20 protein-coding genes and 1 pseudogene are annotated in these 20,487 nt (G+C 32.7%); 11 read left to right on the forward strand and 10 right to left on the reverse strand.

Annotated elements, in window-relative coordinates:
• Positions 1 to 5: 5 nt before the first annotated feature.
• Complete coding sequence (locus tag BFA01S_RS01060; protein WP_066224790.1) at positions 6 to 1,220, reverse strand: ABC transporter permease; 1,215 nt, start codon at positions 1,218 to 1,220, stop codon at positions 6 to 8.
• A complete protein-coding gene (locus BFA01S_RS01065) occupies positions 1,213 to 1,953 on the reverse strand; it encodes an ABC transporter ATP-binding protein (RefSeq protein WP_066224793.1) in 741 nt (246 codons plus the stop codon). The genes BFA01S_RS01060 and BFA01S_RS01065 overlap by 8 nt, the downstream gene beginning before the upstream one ends.
• Positions 1,954 to 2,559: 606 nt before the next feature.
• On the opposite strand from BFA01S_RS01065, the gene BFA01S_RS01070 reads away from it, so the two are divergent.
• On the forward strand, positions 2,560 to 2,979 hold the full coding sequence (locus BFA01S_RS01070) for an HIT family protein (RefSeq protein ID WP_066224796.1): 420 nt from the start codon (positions 2,560 to 2,562) through the stop codon (positions 2,977 to 2,979).
• 33 nt (positions 2,980 to 3,012) lie between these two features.
• On the opposite strand, the gene BFA01S_RS01075 is transcribed toward BFA01S_RS01070, so the two are convergent.
• A complete protein-coding gene (locus BFA01S_RS01075; protein WP_174521572.1) occupies positions 3,013 to 3,252 on the reverse strand; it encodes a DUF3951 domain-containing protein in 240 nt (79 codons plus the stop codon).
• Between the two features lie 190 nt (positions 3,253 to 3,442).
• Between BFA01S_RS01075 and serC the strand changes: the two genes are divergently transcribed.
• Entirely contained in the window at positions 3,443 to 4,528 is a 1,086-nt protein-coding gene (gene serC / locus BFA01S_RS01080) for a 3-phosphoserine/phosphohydroxythreonine transaminase (RefSeq protein ID WP_066224799.1), read from the forward strand.
• Positions 4,529 to 4,595: 67 nt separating this feature from the next.
• Here serC and yhzF read toward each other — a convergent pair whose 3' ends face one another.
• A complete protein-coding gene (gene yhzF / locus BFA01S_RS01085) occupies positions 4,596 to 4,808 on the reverse strand; it encodes a membrane protein YhzF (RefSeq protein WP_156483498.1) in 213 nt (70 codons plus the stop codon).
• A 116-nt stretch (positions 4,809 to 4,924) separates the two neighbouring features.
• On the opposite strand from yhzF, the gene BFA01S_RS01090 reads away from it, so the two are divergent.
• Both BFA01S_RS01090 and BFA01S_RS01095 read left to right on the forward strand, forming a co-directional pair.
• Positions 4,925 to 5,281, forward strand: coding sequence for a YtxH domain-containing protein (locus tag BFA01S_RS01090; protein WP_066224806.1), 357 nt, complete (start codon positions 4,925 to 4,927; stop codon positions 5,279 to 5,281).
• Positions 5,282 to 5,591: 310 nt separating this feature from the next.
• Positions 5,592 to 6,146: pseudogene (locus tag BFA01S_RS01095) on the forward strand (HTH-type transcriptional regulator Hpr); the annotation flags it as partial.
• Positions 6,147 to 6,165: 19 nt separating this feature from the next.
• Here the strand turns inward: BFA01S_RS01095 and BFA01S_RS21655 are convergent.
• On the reverse strand, positions 6,166 to 6,459 hold the full coding sequence (locus BFA01S_RS21655; RefSeq protein WP_082799798.1) for a DUF1878 family protein: 294 nt from the start codon (positions 6,457 to 6,459) through the stop codon (positions 6,166 to 6,168).
• Between the two features lie 354 nt (positions 6,460 to 6,813).
• On the opposite strand from BFA01S_RS21655, the gene BFA01S_RS01100 reads away from it, so the two are divergent.
• Entirely contained in the window at positions 6,814 to 7,350 is a 537-nt protein-coding gene (locus BFA01S_RS01100; protein WP_066224807.1) for a DUF3267 domain-containing protein, read from the forward strand.
• A gap of 155 nt (positions 7,351 to 7,505) precedes the next feature.
• Positions 7,506 to 7,685 (forward strand): hypothetical protein, encoded by a 180-nt coding sequence (locus tag BFA01S_RS23120; protein ID WP_066224810.1) that lies wholly within the window; start codon positions 7,506 to 7,508, stop codon positions 7,683 to 7,685.
• A gap of 280 nt (positions 7,686 to 7,965) precedes the next feature.
• Here the strand turns inward: BFA01S_RS23120 and BFA01S_RS01110 are convergent, their stop codons facing one another.
• Complete coding sequence (locus BFA01S_RS01110; RefSeq protein WP_066224813.1) at positions 7,966 to 8,049, reverse strand: YjcZ family sporulation protein; 84 nt, start codon at positions 8,047 to 8,049, stop codon at positions 7,966 to 7,968.
• A gap of 171 nt (positions 8,050 to 8,220) precedes the next feature.
• Between BFA01S_RS01110 and BFA01S_RS01115 the strand changes: the two genes are divergently transcribed.
• A complete protein-coding gene (locus tag BFA01S_RS01115) occupies positions 8,221 to 9,078 on the forward strand; it encodes a peptidylprolyl isomerase (RefSeq protein ID WP_066224816.1) in 858 nt (285 codons plus the stop codon).
• A 37-nt stretch (positions 9,079 to 9,115) separates the two neighbouring features.
• On the opposite strand, the gene BFA01S_RS01120 is transcribed toward BFA01S_RS01115, so the two are convergent.
• From BFA01S_RS01120 to BFA01S_RS01135, 4 genes are all read right to left on the reverse strand, one after another.
• Positions 9,116 to 9,334 (reverse strand): sporulation YhaL family protein, encoded by a 219-nt coding sequence (locus BFA01S_RS01120; protein WP_066224852.1) that lies wholly within the window; start codon positions 9,332 to 9,334, stop codon positions 9,116 to 9,118.
• A 156-nt stretch (positions 9,335 to 9,490) separates the two neighbouring features.
• Positions 9,491 to 10,435 carry a 3'-5' exoribonuclease YhaM gene (gene yhaM, locus BFA01S_RS01125; protein ID WP_066224819.1) on the reverse strand — a complete coding sequence of 315 codons (945 nt, stop codon included), beginning with the start codon at positions 10,433 to 10,435 and terminating at the stop codon, positions 9,491 to 9,493.
• Between the two features lie 52 nt (positions 10,436 to 10,487).
• On the reverse strand, positions 10,488 to 13,451 hold the full coding sequence (locus BFA01S_RS01130; RefSeq protein WP_066224822.1) for an ATP-binding protein: 2,964 nt from the start codon (positions 13,449 to 13,451) through the stop codon (positions 10,488 to 10,490).
• A complete protein-coding gene (locus tag BFA01S_RS01135) occupies positions 13,448 to 14,692 on the reverse strand; it encodes a metallophosphoesterase family protein (RefSeq protein WP_066224825.1) in 1,245 nt (414 codons plus the stop codon). Before BFA01S_RS01135 ends, BFA01S_RS01130 begins: the two co-directional genes overlap by 4 nt.
• A 757-nt stretch (positions 14,693 to 15,449) precedes the next feature.
• On the opposite strand from BFA01S_RS01135, the gene BFA01S_RS01140 reads away from it, so the two are divergent.
• From BFA01S_RS01140 to BFA01S_RS01155, 4 genes are all read left to right on the forward strand, one after another.
• On the forward strand, positions 15,450 to 16,292 hold the full coding sequence (locus BFA01S_RS01140) for a hypothetical protein (RefSeq protein ID WP_066224828.1): 843 nt from the start codon (positions 15,450 to 15,452) through the stop codon (positions 16,290 to 16,292).
• 419 nt (positions 16,293 to 16,711) lie between these two features.
• The gene (locus BFA01S_RS01145; protein WP_169800417.1) at positions 16,712 to 17,089 is read left to right on the forward strand and encodes a hypothetical protein; all 378 of its coding nucleotides are present in this window, start codon (positions 16,712 to 16,714) and stop codon (positions 17,087 to 17,089) included.
• 497 nt (positions 17,090 to 17,586) lie between these two features.
• A complete protein-coding gene (locus BFA01S_RS01150) occupies positions 17,587 to 19,635 on the forward strand; it encodes a methyl-accepting chemotaxis protein (RefSeq protein WP_169800418.1) in 2,049 nt (682 codons plus the stop codon).
• A gap of 225 nt (positions 19,636 to 19,860) precedes the next feature.
• Positions 19,861 to 20,478, forward strand: a complete 618-nt coding sequence (locus tag BFA01S_RS01155; protein ID WP_066224834.1) for an RraA family protein — start codon at positions 19,861 to 19,863, stop codon at positions 20,476 to 20,478.
• Positions 20,479 to 20,487: the final 9 nt, after the last annotated feature.

Consider the following 20,487-nt stretch of genomic DNA (forward strand, 5'->3'; position numbering starts at 1 on the left):
TTCCTTCACAGTTTTTTTAAACGCTTCGGCATGTATACATAAACAAACAAGAAAGTAAATGCAAGTGAAATTAATAAAACCGGTGTTGCTAGAACGCCTCCCGCTGTTAAAAAGATGACAATTGAAAAAACAAGAAGCTGAATAATAAGCACCATACGCATGAGTGAAGTAAAATGTTTTAATTTATAATTGTCTGCTGTCGGGTAAAGATTAGAGATCTCCAGTAAATCATAGTGTTTATATAAGCTCATCAACTGAATTCCAGTTAAAAATAAGAACAAAATACTAATAGCTAATCCGCTGTACATATTACCGGCTAAATATACTAATATAACGCTGCCAATAATCGTAAGTCTTAAATGAATTCCAACATAATCCCCTGAACGAAGAAATGCCCTTACATACATATAAAGATATGTATTTTTCTGGTTGTACTTTATGAAACCTAGAAGCGGATCTAAATATTTTCTTCTCTTCGCTGATTTCTTCAACTTCGGTACATCTGTAAAGAGATTTGCAAGCTGGTAAAAGTTTTGCTTTTTTTGCTCCTCTTTTTTAATAAGAACTTCCCATTTTACTCCTCTCTTCCCCGCCGCCTTTGCAAAATAAACATAATAGGCAATCATAATGACTGCGACTATCGTAAGGAATACATACTCATTCATAAAAACAAAATAAATACTTAGTATATTTACAACTAATCTCACGATAAAATCATACATTTTCGCATTTTCATCAGGAAGAAAATGTATAATCCAGTTCATTTTCACATTCCAAACTTTCACTACTGCTAATAAAAGCAGGGAGAGAAGAATAGCTCCTCCTGAGACTGCTTCTGCCTTCCTATATAAAGGAGTGAACGCAATAATAAAAATGATAATTGGAAGCATTTGTGTCACAGCACTGTAAAGAAAAGCTTTATTAAAATAATGCTCCATCTGTTTTTCTAACGGTAGTAAAAAAACAAGATCCGCTTCTTTTAGAAGTGTTCGTACAGATGAGTTTTGAATAAGGAAAGTGAAAGCCGCTGTCATAATAAATACCGCAGGGAAATTTTCCGGCATTTTATTCAGCCAATTTTGGTATGCTACCGCCCCTCCTGCTGTTAAAAATAAAAGTACGAACAGCAGATGATCATTAAGCATATATTTTGAATATGTCCGCAGCTCCTGAATATGAGCCTGCAATCTTTTACTCCAAATATTATCAATACTATTCATCTTGCTCTTCCTTTGTCAGCTGGATATATAAATCATCTAAAGTCCCAGTCCTTACACCGAATTGCTCTCTTAATTCCGCTAAAGTACCTTTTGCACGAATTTCTCCGTTATGTAAAATAATAAATGAATCACAGTATCTTTCTGCTGTCGCTAAAATATGTGTAGACATTAATATTCCTGCACCTTTTTTCTTTGCATTGTTCATTAAATCAAGCAGTGCATTAATCGCAAGCGGATCTAATCCAACGAAAGGTTCATCAATAATATAAAGCTTAGGCTCAATTAAAAATGCACACATAATCATAACCTTTTGTTTCATTCCTTTTGAAAAATGGGCAGGAAACCACTTAAGCCTTTTTTCCATCCGGAATTCCTTTAAAAGCGGGTCTAGTCTCGCTTTGAATGTATCGGAATCGATCCCGTACGCCATAGCCGTCAGCTCAAGATGCTCATATAGTGTTAATTCATCATATAAAATCGGCGTTTCCGGTATAAAAGAAAATTTAGAACGATAAGAATCAGGATCTTGGGCAAAAGTATTTCCATCAATGGAGATAGACCCTTTCTGTGCCTCCATAAGTCCAATAATATGCTTAATTGTCGTACTTTTTCCTGCTCCATTTAAGCCAATAAGCCCAACAATTTCAGATTCTTTCACTTCAAAAGATATATTTTTTAAAACAGGGTTTCTGCTGTATCCACCAGTTACGTTTTCTATTTGTAATAATGTCATTTGATATTCCTTTCATTTCTTTATTTTCTTCTTCTAATTTTATCAGAAATCAACATTAATTTCCTCCAGACAATTTAATAAATTTTTATGTATAAGCCTCTGTTTTCATGGACATTATAATATTTGAAGAGGGGGAGCAAATGTCATATAAAAACACTTTCAAATGAGGTGTTCGTTAAAGACAACTTCCTGAAGGGTTAAACCATTGCTTATTAGAACAAGTAATTTTACGAAATGAGGTGTCTACGGGCGGATACTATTTATAAGTATTGCTCATCATCCAACCATTTTGTAAATGAGGTGTTCATCAAAGACATTTTCTCACAGTAAGTTAAGTGTATATATTGCAATCTGCTAATATTTCCTTAACGAGGGGATGATTCGTTTGAATAATGGTAATGAATCTTAGATAAATTACTTCTATAAATGAGGTGTTTGTCGCAGATATTTTCCCTTTCAAGTAATTGCAAAGTCCCTTCTTCAATGAACAGGGTGATCAAAACGGATCTGCCCTGTTCTTTTAATTTTCTAAAATCTCGATTACTATGGTAAAATGCGGGTAAGCTAGTCCTTAAAATTATGTATATATAGAAAGGATGTACCGTTATGAGTAATTGTATTTTCTGCAAAATTATAAATGGAGAAATCCCTTGTGCAAAAGTATTTGAAAACGAGCATGTTCTTGCATTTTTAGACATTAGTCAAGTGACGAAAGGCCATACACTCGTCATTCCGAAAGTACATAAGGAAAATGTTTATGAACTGACTCCAGAAATTGCAAAAAATCTATTTGAAGTCATGCCTGAAATTACAAATGCAATAAAAAAACAATTTAATCCAATCGGTTTGAATTTATTAAATAATAATGGCGAGCAGGCTGGACAATCTGTCTTCCATTATCATATGCATATTATTCCGCGCTACGGTACTGGCGATGGATTCGGCGCTGTTTGGAAAACACATGAAAGTGAATATACACCTGAGAAGCTTCAGGAAATTGCTGCTGCAATCCAAGAGGGAATTTAATTTTAACGGGCAAGATATAAAAGCAAAAAGGAGCTATTTTTGATTCCTTTTTGCTATTTTCTTGTCCTTATCATTACAACATTTTTCATCTTCAACAATTATTTCCTGTTCTTCATGAAATCTAACTGGTGAATGTCCTGTAATTTCGTCAAATGGGGTATAGTGGACTGTTATATTTTTCTTTTTTATTACATGTTTATATAAACCGATAAGAAGTAATGAAACAATAAGAATAGGAAAAACTATAACAGTTAATTTCGTATAAAGTTCCAATCACTTACCTCCTATTTAAAGTAAATAATTACTGCTTACTAATACGATTGACCGTATAAAAAGTTTCATTTTTAATAGCTTTTACATCTGCCTTAATATTTTTATAAATCAGTCTATATTTCTTAAGCCTTTTTATGATAGGATATGATTATCTTTTTATTAATACGGAAATAATGAGGAGGATTTTTTTATGAAACGCGCTTATAACTTTAATGCTGGTCCAACTGCTCTTCCATTAGCAGTATTAGAAAGAGCTCAAAAAGAATTAACGAATTTCAATAATACTGGTATGTCTGTTATGGAATTAAGTCATCGCAGTAAAGATTATGAAGATGTACATAATCGTGCAAAAGATTTATTAAAAGAGTTAATGAATATTCCTGACTCTTATGAAGTTTTATTTATACAAGGCGGAGCAAGCCTTCAGTTCTCAATGGTACCGATGAACTTCTTACAATCTGATAAAACTGCTTACTATATCGAAACAGGTGCATGGTCAGAAAAAGCGATCAAAGAAGCAAAATTATTCGGAAAAACAAATGTAATTGCATCAAGTAAAGAACAAAACCATAACCATATTCCGAAAGATTACTCATTAGATCATACTGCTGAAGATGGTGCTTATCTTCATATTACGACGAATAATACGATCTTTGGCACACAGTGGCAAGATTATCCAAATAGTCCGATTCCATTATTCGCTGATATGTCTAGTGATATTATGTGCAAAGAAATTGATGTAGAGAAATTCTCTCTTATTTATGCTGGAGCACAGAAAAACTTAGGGCCATCTGGAATTACTGTAGTTATCATCAAAAAAGATTTATTAGAACAAACTCCAGATAATATCCCAACAATGTTAAAATACAATATCCATGCAAAAAATAATTCTCTTTACAATACACCGCCAACATTTGCTATTTATATGCTGTCTCTAGTATTAGAATGGGTAAAAGAGCAAGGCGGCGTAAAAGCAATTGAAGAAACTAATCGTAAAAAAGCTGATTTTATTTATGATGCGATTGATAACAGTAACGGCTTCTATAAAGGACATGCACAGGAAGACAGCCGTTCACTTATGAATATTACATTCACGTTACGTGATGAAGAGATTACAAAGAAATTTTTAGCAGAAGCAAAAGAAAAAGGATTCGTTGGACTTGGCGGACACCGTTCAGTTGGTGGCTGTCGTGCATCTGCTTATAATTCTGTACCTTTAGAATCTTGTACTGCACTTGCTTCATTTATGGATGAATTTAGAAAAGCAAATAGCTGAGTTTCTTTTTAAAAACGGATAACCCGATCTTTTTCAGATCGGGTTTTTGCACGCTTTTAGAATAGTCCTAACTGAATGAAAGAAGAATAATCCCTATTACCAATGCTATGAAACCAGCACTTGCAAGCACCGCTACCTTTTGTTTTAATTGTTTCTTTGGTGGATATGAAGCTGATTGCTGAACTAGTTTTAAGTAATGGAATGCACCAATAAAAAATAATAGGGCTATAATAAAAAAGATAAATATAACACCTGACAAGCCGATCCCTCCTTTGTTCATATTTATGCTTTCTTCTGTTTCGCTATGTAGGTAATTTTTTAATATAAGAAAAAAGGATTTCATTGTTTTTTGTCGAAAAATATTAATATAACTATCATTTTATTGGAGTGATGAATATGTCGAATCAAAAGTCTCTTTATCTTGGTCTCCTTGTCGGTGGACTGATCGGCGGGGTAACAACTTTACTAACAGCTCCAACATCTGGAAGAGAGTTACGTGAACAAATAAAAGTTAATCGTGAAAAACTTGAAGATACACTTGTACAATTAAAATCAGAAAGCATTTCCCTAAAAGATCAAATGATAAGAACAGCGAAGGATAGTGCTGATGTTATTAAAGAAGTGTCTTTAGACTTACAAAAATCAATTAAACAATGGCAGCATGAAATTGAGCCGCACAAAGAAAATTTACAGAATGAATTAGATGAAATTGAAGAAAAAATTAGACAGCTGGAACAGACAATAAAAAAATAAGAGGCTATATGCCTCTTATTTTTTATTTAATAAACCATATAGATACAAATTAATATTCAAATCACTAATCTATTTTCATGATTTTATATCAGAAATTAAGCAATATCTATATAATTTAATCTTTGAAAATTCAAATTAATTTTTATATTAATCCAAATTATAGGTGGAAAACTTCCTTATTGCTGCACAAAAATGGGAACTTTGAAAATTTTTTTAAAATTATGTCAACTTACATCTTTATTAATCTTTATTTTATTGGCATAATAGATGTAATACAAAAGTCTAGCGACAAGTAGGTGAAATGATAAAAATGAAACATCTAGAAAAAGATTATACAATAAAGGAAGCATTGCTTTTTACCCAGAGAATTGCCCAGCTCAGTAAAGCATTATGGAAAACGATTGAAAAAGATTGGCAGCAATGGATTAAACCTTATGATTTAAACATTAATGAGCATCACATTTTATGGATTGCCTATCATTTAAAAGGGGCATCAATTTCAGAGATTGCTAAGTTTGGAGTTATGCATGTCTCAACAGCGTTTAATTTTTCTAAAAAATTAGAAGAAAGAGGCTTTTTAGAATTTTCAAAAAAAGTGGATGATAAGCGCAATACGTATATTGAGCTTACAGAACAAGGAGAAGAAATTCTTCTTAAACTTTTGGAAGATTTTGAACCGACGCGTAATTCTGTTTTCAAAGGGGCACAGCCACTCCATAATCTATATGGCAAATTCCCTGAAATTATGGAATTGATGTCAATCATTCGCAATATTTATGGAGAAGATTTCATGGAAATATTTGAAAAGTCTTTCACCAATATTGAAGAAGAATTCCAAGAAGATGACGGAAAATTACAAAAAAAAGGAATTGCAAATAAAATAATTATTGTTTCTTTATTATATCTAAAAAAGTTTTCATTAAAGCCTTATGCAGATTTTGTCTATACAATGCTTGAACTGTTTCTACTACGTCTAACTTGTAATTTAATTGCCCAGCAAAAAGCGTTAGGAGTTCAGTAAAAATAACCAGTCCTTGCGCTTTTTGTTCCTCGTACATTTCTGTAAGTCTTTCACATAGTTTATGTAATTCCTGAACCTCTTGTTTACTTATACATTCCCTTATAATCAACATATTAAACGGATATTTTTCAGGATTAACCATTTCTAATAATAACATTTGGTTATATTCAAGCTGCTCCAAACGTTTCTCAAGATCTTTCAATACTTTCCCTTCTTTCACTTCCGTTTTCCCTGCCCCTATATGAATCCGATATTATTTATTTTATATGATACTAGCAATTGTTGCAATTTTCTCAAAAAGCAGGGAATTTTTATAAGTTCTACATAATTAATGAATGTATATGAGCAGAGCACTCATTATATCAGCTAAATTCTCCAATATATCCATCAGACTCATTAAATTTTTTTATACTTATAAATGAACACGTTTCCATTGATAAACAAAGGATTGATTTTTTGTTTGTGCCGTCGTAAAGTATGAGAATACTATATATTTTCGGACGGTGAAAAAATGAATTGTTGGAAAACAATTAATATATCAAAGGATTATGGTTTTTATCGATTATCCTTTCTTTCCATTCTTTCTATGATTATTGCATTTATTATTATCTATTTACCAATTAATTTTATATTCCCAACAACACATTTTAAGGAATGGCCATTCCTATTATTTATTTTTCTATTGATTGGATTAGTTCCTTTTCATAAGTTTCTTCATATTGTCCCTTTATTATTAAGCGGGAATCGGATGACGTATCAATGGAAAGTTTACTTATTTATTCCGACAATTCGTGTTAAACCATGCTACAGTACGAAAAAGCTTTATATGTTACTGTCGTTAATGACACCGTTTATTACTGTTACAACTTTGTTTACAATTTTAGGGTTTCATTTTCCCTCTTATGTCCATTATTTTTGTATTGCGACTGCTTTTCATATTGGAATTTGCATCTCGGACTTCATTTTTATAAAACAAATCTTAAAAGCACCAAGAAAATGTTATATTGAGGAGTTTGAAGATAGCTTCGAAGTGTTAATTAATAAATAAACTTTACAGGAGGATCAGTCCTCTTTTTTATGAAAATGTTGCAATTTGTGGAATTTAATAGAAATTTCAAGTAAAATATTATGATTGCTACTGCTATCTTTTTCATAATTTTTTTGATAATGTAATATGTATTAGTAAGGAAGGGGGATCTCAATATGTTGATCTTTTTTATCTTTTTTGCAGTTTTCATTTTGTTCTGCATAAATAAGCTTACGAATTCACTCTGTTTAGTACGCGAGATTCCTGAAGACCGTCAAACAAAGGTTTTTCGAACAATTAATGTACTCGTTACTATTCTTCTAATCTCTTCATACATAGAAATTTTATTCACATAGTATGAATTTAACTCTCACCTTTGTATATCTCCAATGAAGACTTTGTTTAGCGAGAAGAAATATAAGACATTCATAAGAAAAATCATAGCAGACAAGCTGTCAGCTATGATTTTTCTTCTTTTATACTAAAAACGGCATAATTACAACTTAATTTTACTGAGAAATCAGGTTGTAATTATATAGCATCAAGGCTTGTACTTTAAGAAACCTCCTAGAATTAATAGCATTTATAAATGTAAAAGAGTGAGAAGGCTTCCCTCCCCACTAATTGAGATTCTTTTTACAGCCAAGCAGCACCAACGATAATTAATAAAATGAATAAAACAACGATTAACGCAAATCCACCAGCGTAAGCTCCACTCATAATAGCAACCTCCCTTTCATATTAGTTACGTTATACTATGCAGGACCCTTATTTTCCGATTAGGCACTTGTCACACATTTTCACATAATAAAAAATTTTATGATCATGGCATATTGTGGTATAGTAATTGATAGTTCTTTCACAAATTTAAATGTAGGAGTGTATTTAAGGATGAAAAAGATCGCCATAGCAGCTGTTGCAGCAACTAGTATTTTTGCACTAAGCGCATGTAATAACAGCAACAATGCAGATGTAGTCGAAACAAAAGCAGGAAATATAACAAAAGAAGAATTTTACGAAGCATTAAAAGAGTCATCTGGTCAACAAATTCTTACTGGTCTTGTTCAAGAAAAGGTATTAGAGAAAGAATATAAAGTGTCTGATAAAGAAATTAAAGATAAATTGGAAGAATTAAAAGCTACATACGGCCAACAGATTGATATGATGATCCAGCAGCAAGGGGAAGAGTTCGTAAACCGTATGGTAAAACTTGAAATTCTAACTCAAAAAGCTGGGGAAAAGGCAGTAAAAGTAACAGATAAAGATGTAAAAGAATATTATGATTCCCTTGAAGGAAAAATTCGTGCTAGCCATATTTTAGTTGCAGATGAAAAAACTGCAAAAGAAATAAAGGAAAAACTTGATAAAGGTGAAAAATTTGAAGACCTTGCAAAAGAGTATGGTACTGATGGTACTGCTCCAAATGGCGGAGACCTCGGCTGGTTCGGTAAAGGTGCAATGGTAAAAGAGTTTGAGGATGCTGCCTTTAAATTAAAAGAAGGGGAAGTTAGTGGTCCGGTAAAAACAGAACACGGCTACCATATTATTAAATTAACGGAAACAGTAAAACCTTATGACCAAATGAAAAAAGGATTAACAGAGGAATTAAAGAAACAAAAAGCTACAGATGGTGAAACAATTCAAAAGGCAATTGACAAAGCAATTAAAGATGCTGATGTTAAGATAAATGATAAAGATTTAAAAGATATATTTAAAACAGAAGAAGCAGCAGCTCCAGCAGAAAAATAAAAAAGAAGGGCTCACCAAGCTGGTGCAGCCCTTTTTCTTACAATACAGCCGGATCATCTTCTGTATTATTAGTATGTTCATTCACATCTTGCTTTTTCTTTCGTTCTTCCTCTATCCGTTCGATGAATACTTGACCTTCTTTTTCAATAAATTCTTCGTCAATTTTACGATCTTGCTTTGCTGTTTTAAACGCCATATATCCACTGTAAATAATACCGACAATACATAAATAAATCCACCATGGCAATAACAAAATGGTCATCTCCCCCTCATATAGCTAATAAGCTTGTTTACAGCAACTATATGAGAGAAATTCAATAATTATGTCCACTCGCTGCTTCTATTTCGCTAGAAAAGCTAGATTTATCCTTCTCCATATTCATTATGAAGCATACAGTATATCGACTCCCTTTTACTTCAAGAAAGCTGGCTTATAAAACGAACGATTATCAAGCGGAAAGATTCGTTCAGAAAATTCTCCAGGCTTCACATGCTCAAGTGCACGGTCAAGCATATTCATTTTTGCATCCAGATTATCAATATAGTGAAGAATTTCTGCCTCTTTAATCATCGGCGGTTTCGGGCTTCCCCATTCTGCTTTCCCATGATGACTAAGTACTAAATGTTGAAGAACAATCACTTCTTCTCCCTCAATTTCCAAATGTTCGGCAGCTTTGCCAATTTCATTAACGATAATAGAAATATGTCCAATTAAATTACCTTCTACTGTATATGTAGTACCAATTGGGCCTGACAGCTCAATGACCTTCCCTAAATCATGTAAAATAATTCCTGAATATAAGAGATCTTTATTCAAACTCGGATATAATGTAGAAACGGCTTTCGCCAAGTCGAGCATTGAAACAACATGATAAGCTAACCCTGAAATAAACTCATGATGATTTTTCGTTGCCGCAGGATATTCTAAAAAATCTGTTCCGTATTTTTTAAGGAGATATCTCGTAATTCTTTGAATATTGGAATTTTTCATTTCAAAAATATATTGTGTTATTTTTTCATGCATATCCTCTTTTGCAACTGGCGCTGTTTCAAGAAAATCAGCTATTTTTACATTATCATCTTCTTGAACTGGCCTGATATTTCGAAGTTTCAATTGATTTCTGCCACGGTAATGATGAATATCACCGATCACTTTAACGATTGTTTGTGAACTGTAAGTTACTTCATCATCTTGGCTTGCATCCCAAAGCTTTGCCTCTATTTCACCTGTCTGATCTTGTAAAATCAATGTTAAAAACGCTTTTCCATTACTCGCAATTCCTTTTGTTGATGCTTTTATAAGTAAATGGGTATCCACTTGCTGTCCAACCTCATAATGGGCAATTCCTTTCACCATTAGCATTTAACCCCTCTCTTGTCATTATTTAAAATAATTATATCATAATCACTTATATCTCAATCGTTTTCGTTCTAAAACGAGGCAGGAGATGTTTATGACATGTAAAAAAGATAATCTGGTATTCGCTCGCAAACTCATGCAGTAGATCGATTACTCTTTGTGTCCGCTTATGATCGAAATTAACAAAACTGTCATCGATAATGATAGGAAGTATTGTTTCATTCTTTATCGACTTTGCGAGTGCAAGCCGAAGTGCCACATACAATTGCTCGACAGTTGCCTGACTTAACTCATCGGCATGAAATCTCATTCCGTCAGAACGTTCTACGATAAATGTCTCTTCTTCCTCAGGTAAAAAAATCTTTTTATAAGAGGAATGAGTTAAAAAAGAAAAATAATTTTCTGCTTGTTTAAGAAGCTTTGGCAGTTTATTTTTTCGATGAGATTCAACTGTAATCGCCAATAAGTCTTTAGCCAATGTAAGAACTGCCCATTGCTTTGCCAAATCCTTCACAATTGTCCGATCCTGTTCTATTGCATAACGTAATTCTGAATATGTACCAGACCGTTCTATTTCCTCTATTTGTACAATTAATTTTGATAATTGTTTTAATATATTTTTTTCTTCTAATACGGAGGTTTCGAGCTTTTGTTTTATTTCTTCAATCTTTTCAAGTGTAAAAGCTTCTTCATTTAGGACGAAATTATTTATATCAATATAATTCTCCATCAACAACTGCTTTTCAATCCAGCTTTTTTGTTTCAGCAATTGCTCTCTATGTTCAGCAATTTTTCCAAGCTTCTTAAATTCATCGCTGTCATTACATTGTGCACGTTCTACTAATCTTTCCTCTTCTAAAATGAAGTAATTCCTCTTATTATTTAATTCCAGGCAATCATCTTCCAGTTCCTTTTGTCTCTCTTCTAATTTTTTTCTTTTCTCATGAAGCTCTCTTTCTTCCTCCATCATCTTTCCTGCTATATAAATAATTTCCCCTATGCCTCTTCCCTCTATATGGCAATTTTCAGCTAATTGATTGCATTTATCTCCATAAATTTCAAGCTCACTCGCTATGAACTCTGCTTCTTTGCGAAGCTGATCTTTCTTTATTATTTTTTCTTGAACTATTTGTAAATGCTCAAAGCTTTCGAGGACCATCTCAGGCAGGCAATCATCATTTAAATTTAAGTTTTTTGCAATGAGTTTTATTTTTTCCTGATTAGAAAAAAATTGTATCTCCCATTGTTCATATTTAGTAATAATCCTCTCATATAATCTTTCAAAATGCTGTTTTTGAATCTCCTCCTGCTGGATCATCTGTTTTAAATGATCATCCATTACGACTAGGCTTTGAAGTTCAGAATAGCGATTTTGCAACATACCTTCATTATCATGCTTACTCTGTAAATACTCCCCCAGTTCATCTCTTCTCTCTGTTAAACGTTTAATAAATGGATCATTATTTTTATTTATAAAATAAAACAGCAGTAGCGCTCCGCCTAATAGTAAGGAAATGATTATCCAATATTCATTTACGACAGTCCAAACAAGAGCAGCCGCAAATAATACCAATAGAAAAATATTTTGAGATCTCTTTTTATTTCGTTTTAGCTTCTCATACATATTTAAATCATTTTCTGCTTGTTCATACTCTTTTTTCACCTCACTTATATTTATCTTTCGGCTTTCATTCATTGCTTCTAATTCTACTTCTGCTGCTGCTCTTTCCTCTGCTTTTAAAAGCCGGTTATTTAACTCACTAATTTTCTCTTCACTTTGCTCAAGTTCATTTTTTGCTGCTTCAAATTGTTCATCAAGCGTGTCTTTCTTCTCTAGTAAATTCTGATACTCAAACACGTCCTTTTTCAAAGCTTCCTTCATCGGAATTGCAGCTTTCATTTGTAAAAGTTCATCATCTGTTAAGCCATGATGCAGCCTTAATTTATATAAAGCAATTTCTTCTTCTATATTTTCTATTTTCACTAAGCATTCATTATATGTACTTTTCTTCTCTTCATATAATGATAAATTTTCTTTTAATTCTCTTAGTAATTCAGAAGAAGCAAGCACATTATCTTTCACATCTATATGTTTTATTTCTTTCTTTATTTGTTCGATTTTCAATTCATAGGAATAAACCTGTTCTTCTATTTGTTTCCTTTTTTGCTGTAATTGATCAAGAAGTGATAATCCGTCAGGCGGAAAATAACTCGTATCTTTCAGTATGCTCAGCTGATCATCACACCATTTTTTTTCACGAATAGACGGCATTAAAGAATGGATTCTCTCCTTTAATTTCAGCTCTTTATTCAGTTCTTGTTTTTCATTCATAGCAATTTCCAGCTTCTTCTCAAGTTCTCTCCTCTCATTTATTAAGCTCTCATAATCAATCACTTTTCGTTTTGCATCAGTTAACTGCGCATTCTTTTTCTGTAAATCGAATAATGCGTCATTTAGAGCCGGTTTCCGTCCTGTTCGCTTAAAAATTTGCTCTTGCTGTTTCGTTAACCTATTATCTAAATAAAATAATGCGTCAGAACCATATAAACTTGACAGAAACAGAAACTTTCCAATCTCATCTATATTAAGTCTCTTTATATGCTGCAGCCCATGTATATTAAATGAAAAAATTGCTTGATACGTTGTTTTATCAAGATCACCTAAAAGTTCTTTTAAAAAATCCTCGCCGCGCACTTTTCCATCTTCAAAATAGACAAACACTTCACCTATTGCTTTCCCTGAAGTTCTTTCAATAATTAATTCCCCATACTTATTTGTCTCTATATGAATTCTTCCCCCATATTTTCCGCTGTCCCTCGGTTCATACCGATTTTCTGTTTGCTGCTTCGTCGCAAATCCAAAAAAGATGCTTTGAATAAAAGACATTGTCGTTGATTTACCAGCTTCATTTTCCCCATAAATAACATGCAAATTATTATTATCATTATGAAAAGGAATATGCTTATTTTGAAATTTTCCATAGCCGTAAATAACGAGCTCTTTAATAATCATTCTCTCTCTCCTCTATAATGAAAAAGTTCTTTATAAAGATAAAACTCCGCTTCTTTTAATAATTGCTGCTTTTCTTCCTCTGTAAATATAAGTTCAGATTTTCTAAAAAGAGGATGATCTGTTAATCCTTCTAAAGCTTCATCAAAATTATCATAGCTGTGAACTGTTTTCTCTAAATCTGAAAAAAAATGAAGCTCTTTTCCCCTCAATTCATATTCCATATATGATTCATTAGTAATAGAGATAATCCAAACAAAATTTCCTTTTCCTTCTTCCAGTTCATTTAAACTATCAGACAGCTCTTCTATATTTTTTTCATTTTGAAAAACATCTGCTATTTGTCCAGTTCCTGTCACATAAATATGAAGGAAAATCCCTTTTTGCTCACGGCGAATTGTTTCTATTAATTGTTTACACCGCTTCATAAATTCGGATATATTGGTTAGACCTTCAATTGAAATCTCTATATCTTCCCAAATAACATCACTAACAGCAATAAACGTTGATTCTGTACTATTTTCATCTAATTCAATAAGATAAAAACCTTTGTCTCCTGTTTCTTTCCGGTTTCTTCCTTGAATATTCCCTGGATAGATAACTGCCGGAGCCTGCTCTTTAATAACTTGTCTTTTATGTATATGTCCCAGTGCCCAATAATCAAAGTTTTTTTCCACTAATTCACTTAACCTGAATGGACAATAACGGTCATGTTCTTCATTTCCCTCTATCGTTCCATGCAGCATTCCAATATGGAAAATATCATCCGGCTGAAAAATCTTCTTAAATTCTGCCGTTATATTTTGCATAACCGCACGGCTCGGATAACTATACCCATAAATATTAGCAATTGCTCTATCATTTTTCACCACTGTTTTTAATTCCACATTTCTGCTTGAGAAAACATGAACATTTCCAGGCCATTCCAGCTCAATCCATTTCCCACCCATATGATCATGGTTACCATGGATAATAAAAACTTCAATCCCTGCTTCCTTTAACTTTTCAAAACCTTTTTTCAATCTGAGCTGGGCTTTCAGACTTCTTTCTTCCCCATCATATAAATCGCCGGAAATTAAAATAAAGTCAACTTTTTCCTTTAAAGAAATTGAAATAAGTCTGGAAAATGCAGTGAATGTACTCTCTTTCAAACGTTCAAAAATGGAGTTCGGTAAGCACTTTAAGCCCGTAAAAGGACTATCTAAATGTAAATCAGCCGCATGGATAAATCTTATTTTCCTCATGTTTATTCCATCCTTTAATCACTTTTAATACCATTATTTTACCATCGTTACAATTCACGTTCGAATTTTTAACATATATCCATTCAAACTAATTATAGTGCATCATCTTTTATGAAAGATTAATATATACAAATTAATGTTCCATATAAGTCCCGGATAATATTCCTATATATGCACAGTGAAACTTAGTATCGTGCCCGATTTTTGGCTCATCTCGCTCCAATTTCTAAAAAGGGGGAAAAAAGCTCGCTTTTCTCCCCCTTTTTAGAAATTGGAGCACTTTTCAGCTAAAGCTGAAAAGCATTTGCAAGCAGAGCTTGCAAATGGATGAGCCAAAAATCAATAAAGTTTTACTGGAGAACCATGTTCAAGTCTGCCATTTAGTTTTATTATTTTATGCCGAAAAATTAAGTTGGATTTATATAGCATAGATCAAGTAAAACTTAATATAATGGAAGATTTTCTGCAACAAATCCAAGATTAGAAATAAGAACTTTATTTGGATAACCCACGCTGGTGTTGTTTTAAAATAAAGATTGATAATTTATAACAAAGTCTGATCGTTTATAATAATGTTTGATTATAAATCCTGTGTTAATATTATCTTAGGGTCATAACACTTTAGTATATGAAAATAAAAGGACCGCACATATTATACATATCAAATATGTGCGGTCCTTTGTAGCTTTGAAAGAAAGTTCTATCATCTATAAAAAATTATTAAAGGTGTTTTTCAAATATAAGGAGGATTCATAAAATGGAAGAGAAAGGTGTATGGGCAAAACCCGAAGACTTTATGGTAGTATTTCGCCTCACTACTCGACAATATGCTGAAAATTTTTTAAAAAAAGGTGAAATTAAATTTAATACACCAAGCTCTTGGGTTCAATATGCTTTTGAAAACGGCGAGGGGCGTGGAGACAAATTAGAAGGAACATTGGCAACATTTTATATGTTTGATATTGAGAATGCGGCTAAATTAAATCAGAAATATAAAAAATATCCTGATCTAGTGCGTGTTCCTATTGGACAACGTGTTTACTTGAAGAGATCTAGGAATATGGAGCTGCCATGTTTTTGCTTTTATATTTTAAAGCAAAGTATGTTTGATTGCCCAAAAGAAGAGGGAAAACACAAATTAACAACAACGGTACCAGCATCATATTTTAGAGATTTTGTGGATAATTTGGATCCTCAAAAAGTAGAGAAATTAGATCAAAAAGATAAGCCTGCTCTTATTTTTATACACGATTACAACGAGTTTGAAAGAAGAATTATCAATGCCCTTATGGCATTGGGACTAAATAGAGAAGAAATAATCATTGCACGCGTTCGCTATATTGATTTTAATGAATACGGTGAATCTGGTTGGTGGGATTTTGGAGAGAGATCACCTATGGAATTAGCAGTTAAGCATAATCGGTTTGAAAATCAAAGTGAAGCGAGAATAATCATAAATACAGATGATGAAAAAATTAAACAGATTTTGACAAAACCAATTGAAATTGGCTCACTAGAAGATATTGCTAAGGTAAGTAATACATATTTTCATGAAGGAATAACGGTAGAACAAAATGCAGTTGTGAAATTGGCGGATTGAATATTTTACCAATCATCTAGAAACGAAACTAAAATCTGTAGGAAAAGAATCCATTTTGAACAATCTTTTTTTCAAAATGGATTCTTTTTATTTATTGTAAAATGCTAGCTTGTGAGGAATTTTGTGGCTTTGAAATAAAGTTGAACTGTTTATAAAAAAGTCGCACCGTTTCGAAAAAAGTTTAACCGTTTATAAAAAAGATGAACCGGAATTTCCTATCTCTATAAAGAAGGGATTTCGGTTTTTCTTGTAGATTAAGAACCTGTTAAGTAATAATAAAGTTATTCCATTAAAGGACCAAATTTTAGAACAATTGGTATGTGCAGGTTATTTCAAAATGGTGGAGAATAATATGTACTATAAGAAAAAACAAATGTCAATTAAAGTAGCTAGCGCCCTACGACTTAAAATAATAAAAAATGAGGAGAAAGATGATGATTGAAGTTGCTGCGATTTTTAACCTTGCATTTGGAGTTTTTCACCTTTTCTTTTGGCGACTCCTAAATTGGTCAGAGCAGTTAAAGAAAGTGTCCCCAGTAAATCGCGCGGTATTTCAAGCACTAAACATCTGTCTTACGTTCATGTTTTTTCTAATGGCATACGTCTTTCTTTTTCATGCGAATGAAGTATATGCTTCAACCGTTGGAAAAGTGCTACTTATAGGAATGGCTGTTTTTTGGTGTCTGCGTGCAGTAATCCAAATTTATCTTTTTGATTTATCTGGGCGTATTCACCAGTTTCTTCTTTTTCTCTTCATTGTAGGAATCATCCTGCATTTAATTCCATTATTTTTTTAAGCTTTTATAAATAAGTGTGTTCCTATTAGCAATCGCCTACATTAATTCAATTAAAATGACTAAAAATATTAAAAAACGGACGCTTTAATGGAATAAGGATTATAGAAATGATCGAACTTTTTTATAAAAGAATGATTCAATTGAATATATGAAGAGCATGTTTTGATCAATCTTTTTTTCAAAACACGCTCTTTCTTTTTGTCCGTTTATCAAGGTTATTAGTAGTAATTTGATCAATTATTATTCCAAAGCTACAAATTTTTAATCAAACTTTATTTTAAAGCAACAGCTGGAAACATATCATAGATTCATATACTTATTGCTATACAATAGATTTAAAAAATTAATAAACACTTTACATAAAATTTACGTTCTAAAAGAAGGATTATTAAAAAATTCACCGAATTTTATATGAATCCGATATGTCTTTAGTACTAATACTTAGTATCTATAAAAGGTTTTTTATTAAGAGAAGGGAAGAAATCTCCATGAGAAGTGTGAAAACAAAAATAATGTACGCTATCCTGTTATGTTCTGTAACAGCAGTATTAATTGTAGGTTTGATTAGTATTTATGCAAGTAACAATATTTTGAAAAAGTATGCTTATAATGATGCACAGTTATTAGCAGAAAATAACGCAAAAACATTGAATATAACTGCTGAAAAGATTGAAACATCCGTTAACGGTCTCGCAATTGCAGTTTTATCCTCATTAGACGATGTAGAGAAATTCAAATCCGATCCTGCCTACGTGAGTAAATTCCAAGAGGAAATCAGACCTATCGCAGATGAATTTTCGAAAAACACAAATGGTGCAATGGCTTTCTATGTTAGATTCAATCCAAAATTCACAGAACCTACCTCAGGACTGTTCCATGCTGATACTGATGGAGATAATAAAATTGAACAGCTAGTTCCGACAGATTTCAGTCAATATGACCCTTCAGACACAGCCCATGTCGGCTGGTACTATACCCCTATTAACGCAGGAAAGCCTGTTTGGCTGGATCCTTACCGTAATGAAAATATTGGAGTAGATATGATTAGTTATGTCGTTCCTCTTTTCAAAAACGGTGAGTCAATCGGAGTAGTAGGAATGGATATCAATTTTAATGTTTTCACTGAAATTGTAAATAGCATTAAACCTTATAAAAATAGCTATGGTGCCTTATTAAGCCCAAATCAAAACTTCTTACTTCATCCACAGCTAAAGCAAACAGATCAAGTTGCAACTATTGACAAACAGTTTTCTGAAGATCTAAAGAAAAAAGAAAATGGAATTGCAACATTAAAGATTAATAAGGAAGAAAGAATTGTTTCCTATGCAAAGTTAACAAATGGACAAACATTGCTGATAGCCTCCACTGCAAAGGATATGTATAAAGATATTTACTATTTAACGACAGTAATTGTTCTTATATTAGCAGGAATTATCATTTTAGCAGTTATAGTAAGTCTGATTTTAGGAAACAGACTCTCAAAACCTCTTCGTACACTTATCACTGATATGAGAAAAGTACAGGATGGTGATTTCACTGTCCAGACGAGCATTAGAAACAATGATGAGATTGGAGAAATTGGAGATAATTTCAACACAATGGTAAAAGAATTGGGAAATCTTACGAAGAATATTGGTACTGTTTCTGAAAGAATTAATTCTTCGGCCATTTCTTTAACATCTGTATCAAATGAAGTAACTGTTGCTACAGAAGAAGTAACGGCATCTGTTGAAGAAATTGCGCAAGGGAATAAAACACAGGCAAAAGCAATTGAAAATTGCTCTGAAATTTCTTCAAATCTTTCAAATAAAAGTAAAGAGCTTCATACAAATACGAATAACATGCTTGGTCTTATGCATGAAGTGAATACAAATAATGAAGAAGAACTGGCTTTAATTACCGGGCTGAATGAAATAAATATAGAAAATCAAAAAGCAACAAACAATATTGAAAGGGCTATTTTAGATTTAAACAAAAAGACAGAAAATATAAGCAAAATTTTAGAACAGATAAATAAAATTGCTGACCAGACAAATCTATTAGCGTTGAATGCTTCGATTGAATCTGCAAGAGCAGGTGAAGCCGGCAAAGGTTTTTCAGTTGTTGCGACTGAAATTCGAAAACTAGCGGAACAATCAAGAAAATCAACAGAAGATATACGAGAGATTATTGCTACTGTCCAAAAAGATTCACAAAATACCGTTGATGCGATGCATGACGTAAAAGAACGGGCAAATGAGCAATCAGATGCTATTGTAAAAGTAAGTGAATCATTCCAATTAACATCTGCGTCTATTCACACTATTAGTGAAAGATTAGAAGTTAATAGCAGCTATATTACTGATTTAACAACCGGTTCAGAACAGCTTGCAGAAGAAATTGAAAGAATTACAGCTACTTCTGAAGAAAGCTCTGCCTCTTCCCAACTAGTAGCAGCAACGATGCAGTCACAAGCAAGAGATTTCGAAAATGTCGTCGTAGCTGTTGATGATTTAAAACAATTAGTCGTAATATTAAATGATCTAACTAGGAAATTTAAAGTGTGAAGCAGTTCATTCTATCATTGGACAATTTCATGTATAATGACTTTATAAGGTGAAACTTCCATCATTGGGGGTTTTTCTTATCTCCCGATGATGGTTAGTTAAGCCAATTGGACCTTTACGGGTAGGTGATCTCCCACTTAACTTCTTTGAATTCCCAGAACGCTGAAGCGGGAATCTTACTGCCTGTTAAGGCTAGGATAAATATTATATTAAAGGAGAATTTTAATGGAAGATATTATTAAGCAGTTTGAGAGTATTCCAACTACTTGTATATCAGATGCAATGGATGGATTAAACAATTTCAACCCTGAAATTAAGCCTTTAAAAGAGGAATACAGATTTGCAGGAAGAGCATTAACTGTAAAAATACCTGTTGGTGATAATTTAGCTGTTCTAAGAGCTATTCGAGAATCAAAGCCAGGTGATGTTCTTGTTATTGACACAAAAGGTGATACATATCGCGGTATTGCTGGAGACTTTGTTGTTGGAATGGCACAAACTCTCGGTGTAAATGCCCTTGTCGTCGACGGTGCTGTTCGTGATGTTCTTGGAATTAAAGAATTAAACTTCCCAGTATTTTGCAAAGGGATTGCAGTTGCAGCAAGTGGAAAAGCAGGTGTGGGCGAAATAAATGTTCCAATTTCTTGCGGCGGCCAGCCTGTTCATCCTGGAGATATGATCGTTGGGGATGCTAATGGTGTTGTTGTCATTCCTCAGGCAATTGAACAGGAAGTACTTAAAAAAGCGGCTGATAGATTGAAAAAAGATGAAATAAGAGAAGAAAAAGTTTCAGGTAAAAAAGAAGAAATTTTAAAATATTTAGATGAGATGCTATCAAAATAAAAATGAGGA

Source organism: Metabacillus fastidiosus NBRC 101226 (assembly GCF_001591625.1).
GTDB classification, from domain to species: domain Bacteria; phylum Bacillota; class Bacilli; order Bacillales; family Bacillaceae; genus Metabacillus; species Metabacillus fastidiosus.